At 68.8% G+C, this 5367-nt stretch carries 1 protein-coding gene and 1 pseudogene; both read right to left on the reverse strand.

What is annotated here, in order from left to right; all coding sequences use genetic code 11:
- Positions 1-327, reverse strand: a pseudogene (locus tag GKQ77_RS26885) (hypothetical protein); the annotation flags it as partial.
- A gap of 6 nt (positions 328-333) precedes the next feature.
- Positions 334-3612 carry a DUF6603 domain-containing protein gene (locus tag GKQ77_RS26890; RefSeq protein WP_219691522.1) on the reverse strand — a complete coding sequence of 1093 codons (3279 nt, stop codon included), beginning with the start codon at positions 3610-3612 and terminating at the stop codon, positions 334-336.
- Positions 3613-5367: the final 1755 nt, after the last annotated feature.

Genomic DNA, 5367 nt, shown 5'->3' on the forward strand with positions numbered 1-5367 from the left:
GGCCGGGGGCTGCTCGGCGCGGGTTCCGGCGAGGTTGCGTTCCCAGGGCAGGATCGACCGGCTGAGGGTGATGTGCGGCAGGGTCCTGGTGTAGGCGCCGGTGCTCTCGCGCGGCGGGTAGTGGGCGTGGACGGACGCTTCGCTGAGCACGAAGCGGACGGCCTTGATCTCGAAGGTCTCCTCGGACGGGAGCAGCTTGTCCTGGGCGTCCAGTTCGCCGCCGGGGTCGCTGAGGGTGTTCTTGACCACGACCCGGTAGTCGCCGGGGGTGGCACGCGGGATCAGGTGGTCGAGGAAGTGGATGCGCAGATCCGGTTCAGCGGTCACGGCCGGTCACCTCGTCGCGGTGGTGGTCAGGGGCGGGGTGGTCAGGCTGCGGCCGGCGAGTGCGGCGTAGCCGGTGAGCGGGCTGTCGGTATCGGCGCCGGGGCCGGCGCCGAGCCGGGCGAGGGTGCTGAGCGCGGCGGTGCGGCGGTCCTTGACGGTGGGGGCGGTGACGGTGTTGACGATGGTCCGGACGCTCTGGTCGTCGGGCCGCGGCTCGGGCCCGGCGGGGTCGGACACGCGCAGGGGCATGCGACCGTCAGGGAGTCCGTCGTACGAAAGCGCCTGTGAGGTGACGGGCCCGGTGTCGGTGCCGTAGTCCGGCTCGGGGAGGGTGATCCTCAGTCCGGTGAGGCGGTTTTCGAGCAACTGGTCGCCGTCGAGTGCGTCACCGGGTTTGGCCAGGGGCTTGCCCCACAGGCCGGGGGCGACCGTGCCGGTGACCGGCTTGACCACCCAGTGATGGTCGGTGGGGTGGAAGGTCGTGCCGTCCTTGGTGATGGTGACCCGGTGGGCGGAGGTGACACCGGTCTTCCGCATGGGGCGGATGTCGATGGTTCCCTCGGTGGACTGCTTGATCAGCCGTTCGTTGATGTACAGGTGCGAGGCGGGGATGCCGGATTCGGTGGTGAAGGTGAATCCGGCCGAGGAGACGAGGGTCGGTTCCTTGGCGGCCGCACGCCGGGCGATCTCGCCCTGATCGGCGTCGGCGAGCAGGCCCTCGTTGGGGATGACCCGGGCGGGTGCGGGGATCTGGGTGCGGAACTCGGGCCAGTCCACGGTGGGGGTGTTGTCGCGGGAGGAGCCGAAGCCGAAGCTGAAGGAGATGAACCAGAGTTTGACGGTGGCCCGGCCCCCGAAGGGCGGCAGCCACAGGTGGAGGTCGATGCCGACCTCGACGGAGATGCGGACCCGGACGAACCACACCTTGATGGTGGCCGCGACGCCGATGCTGATGCCGAGCCGGACATCGAGGTAGAAGGGTTTCCACTGGACCAGCACGTCGAGGTGTGCGGTGAACCACGCGGAGAAGATGCCCTTGTCGTAGACGGCCGCCAGGCGCCCGCCGAACATGAACGCGGCGGGCGTGATCGCGGCGTAGGCCTCGGCCCGCACGGTGATGTCGCTGGCCGGGGACCACACGAACCCGAGTCGCTTGGGCCGGGGGTAGTGGGCGGGGACGTTGTAGTCGGGGTGGTAGCCGCCGAGGCTGATGGCGAAGTCCCCGGCGCGGCCGCCGCCGGTCCAGACGTAGACGGCGATACCACCGGTGAGTTCGATCGACGGATCGAGCACATAGCTGCCGGGCAGCAGAGCCACGTCCATGGACAGGCAGTGCTCGGCGGAGCTGAAGCCCAGGCTCAGACCGATGTTCACCTTGGCGATGGCCCGGGCCTTCGGGTCGAGGGTGCGCGGCAGGCTGACGGAGGTGCGGCCGAGCAGCATGGCCTTGACGGAGTCGCCGAATTCGATGACGGCGAGGGCTTTGGTCTCGATGAAGCCGAAGCTGGTGAACTTCACTCCGGCGGCGATCCAGTACTGGCCCTCGGCGGGCCGGATCCAGCCGGTGGGTCCGGTGAGGGCCTTGAGCGCGTCCTCGGGGGTGTACGGCGTCGGGGCCGGCATGCCGGGCAGGGCCTGGGCCGCGTCCAGCCGTGCCACCAGAGGGAATTCGGCGATCTCGGCGCCGGTGGGGACCTTCTTGAAGGAGCTGTTGATCCCGAATCCGGCGGAGAAGCCGGTGACGGTGAAGGGCGGCGGGCCGAAGACGGAGGCGCCGCCGAGGAGGGAGATCTCGCCGTAGATGAAGACCGAGTGCCAGCCTTCGACGCTGCGTGCCCACACGGCCTGGGCGCCGAGTTCGACCGCCATCGCCTGAACGAGGACCAGTCCGGCCAGTTCGAAGTCGAGGGAGGGGTCGTCGGGTGTCTTGTTGAGCAGGCCGCCCTTGAAACCGATGAGCCCGTCGGCGGCGGTGGCTTCGATGTTCATGCCGTGCAGGAAGGGCAGCAGCGGGAAGCCGCCGCTCATGCCGACGTAGAAGCCGAGTCCGGCGACCTGCCAGGTGAGAGAACCGATCGTGACCTGGCCCTGAAGCTCGATCAGCAGGCCTTTTTTGCGGTCGTAGCGGAACACGATCGACGAGAGGTAGACCGGCCCGAACTGCTTGCCGAGCACAAACTCGTATTCGAGCTTCGGCTTCTCCGGGCTCTCCGGATCCGGGCCGAACTTCGGCGGGACGGTGATCACCAGTGCCGGGGTCGGATTGCCCATGACCGCGAGGTAGACCGCCGCGCTCACCTTCTTGCCCAGCGGAATCCCTGCCGCCGCGTTCACCACCGGCAACTGCTGGAGCGGGCCGAGGTCGTACTCCGTGATGACCCGGTTGATCTTGATGACGTCTTCGGCGCTGAGGTTCTCGGAGACGTACATGACCTGGAGCGCGGGCAGGGACAGCAGCCCGTTGCCGATCATGGGTCCGACCACCGGCAGCCCGGAACCGTCCCAGTCCGTGCGGACCCGGACCATGGCGACGGTGGTGGCCTTGGGTTTGCCGTCCTGGCCGGTGCGGCCGAGCACCGTGGTCCGCAGCACCAGCAGTTCCACTGGGTTCGCGCCGGTGCCGTGGTCCACCGGCGCTTCGGCGGTGACCATCAGGTTGTCCGTCTTGCCCATCGGGTGCTGGTGCAGTTGGACCCGCTCCAGCCAGTCGACCAGCGGTCCGGGCAGTTCGACGTCGTACTCGCCGAGGGCTTCGAGCAGCGGGGTGATCAGCAGCGGCGGTCCGTCGAGGGGCTGGGCCGTGCCGATGGAGTCCTTGCGCAGTTCGGCGCGGAACTCCAGCGGGTCGGCGACCGCCCCGCCGAGCTGGAAGCCCACCCAGGGCCCGGTGCCGGGACACCGTCCGGCCGCGGCCGCGGCCTCTCCGGCGGCCAGCAGGACCCGCAGTGACCGGCCGCCGGACAGTCCGGACAGGTCGACGCGGGCGACGGCGGTCTGGAGCAGCCAGGTCGCCGGGCTCGCCTCGAAGAGCAGCGCGTCGACCGCCGTGCCGGTGGCGAAGAACCGGGCGCTGGCCGGCATCTCCTCACCGGCCAGCGTGACTTTGCCGGTCACCGTCAGAGCGGCGCTGTCGGCAGTCGCCTCAGTGAGGGTCAGAATGCCGCTGGGCAGGTGCTCCAGGGACTCGGCTCCGCCGGTCAGCCCGAGCCGCCCGGTATCGAGCTCGAACGTACCGGCACCCCCCGCCGGGAACAGTGCAACCAGCTCGTCGACCGTCAGCGCCATGGGTGACCCCTGCCTGTGGACACGGTTGGGTGAGGCGCCCGCGGAATCGCGGGGCCCCTGTTCCGTTATGTGCCGTTGCGGAAAATAAAGTAGGCGCGGGTCACGGAAACATCAATGCGGAGTGTGCGCGTGGCATAGTCATCCGGCCATTACGTCTGGAAAACACCGGCCAGGAACCTGGCAATGGACATCTCTTTCCCGCCAAACGCACTTTACGTGAGGGGATTTAGGGTATTTTACGGGCCACCAAAAGTAGACACCTGATCGAAAAGTCTTTCGGAGAACCGATTCGGCCAGTGCATTTATAGATGACCGAGTTCGCTGCCCGCCGTCCGCTCGACTTCGCGATCCACCGGCCCGAATGAATGGCCGAATTATGGGATTCCGCCATGCGTCCCAGGGCAGCGTCAAAGTTAGTTGAATAGATAGCGGGCGGTCCAGACCGACCGGCGGACGATCCGACCGTGGGAACGCCCGGTTCGGACGCGCTCCTCCGCTTCGGGGGTCGCGGGTGGCAGAGTTGCCTGGACCCGGACGAGCGGGGCCGGCCGGTTGCCCTTGTGGCCGCCAGGACGTAGTCGGCGTCACGCTGTTCCACCAGGTGGACGACGGTGCCGCGGAAGGTGGGGGCAGCGTCGACGTACTGGAGCATCCGTCAGGGGCTGGAATCGACGGCCGCGCGGTGCGGACGGGAGATGGGCGGTCGGCGGGCTTTGACGCTGTCCTGCGTTTGCGAGGGTGGAAGAAGTCGGCGTGTTATCGACCAACGACACATTCGGGTTACCGCTCTGCCGGGCGCCCGGCTTTCCCCTCGCGGCGACAAAGGTACGGCCCGTGAGTCGACAACGATAGATCGACATCCGTGAAGCAGAGGGCGCTTCCACCCCTGGCGGCATCGTGGACACGAGAGTAACCGCGGGTGTCGGAAACTGTCAGATAAGGGGGACCGCCCGACTGGCTCACGGACCCCAGCAGAGTGGGGTACAGGATAAGGCAGCTGGTGTTTCGCGTGCCGCCGCCTGTACCACCTACCCACACGCCCGGGAAAACTGGCTGCGTCGGGTTTCCTTCAATGAATGGTGTCGCCGGGGACGATGCCATCGCGCCGCGGGACTCGTTGGACGAGGACATCACCGACCTCAACCGGACAGCCGAGGCCGTCCGCAGGGTCGCCGAAGACCGCCAGGGCGCACACGTTGCGGACCTCAGGTGGGCGACAGGCGGTGGTTCGACGCCGCGCGCCACGCGCGGCAGCGGGCGACGAGCCGCACGGGTGCGAGCCAGAAAGAGCCCCATGTCGAGCGACGACACCGCACCACCCCGATGCGGCAGGCCACCACCCCGATGTGGCAGGTGTCGCCACACCGCCCGCGACCGCGAAACCCGCGAAGACCGCATCTGGGCCACCAACTCCAGCGGCCCTCACCGCGGAGTGGCCCACACACCGGTCTGCCCGGTCGACGTGCCGCGCGTGGTGGCGTTGCGCCCGTGTCCGTGCCGTCAACACCCCGAGGAGAGCGACGCCCCGCGGCGAACACGAGCGCAGGCCCGCGGCGAGGTTGGCGAGTCGCCGATGGCGCGTCGGGCGGCGAGGACGCGGAGAGGCAGCGCGGCGGGCGGGAGGGCGGCGGCCCCGAGGCTTCCCAGGGTGCCGCCCGCAGCCAGAAGGCCCCTGCCGGGGGTACCCGGCAGGGGCCTTCTCGTGATCGTCGGACTGTCGGGCCGACAGGGGCCGGCTAACGATCTCTGGTGTGT

The sequence above is a fragment of the Streptomyces anatolicus genome (genome assembly GCF_019400875.1).
GTDB lineage: Bacteria > Actinomycetota > Actinomycetes > Streptomycetales > Streptomycetaceae > Streptomyces > Streptomyces anatolicus.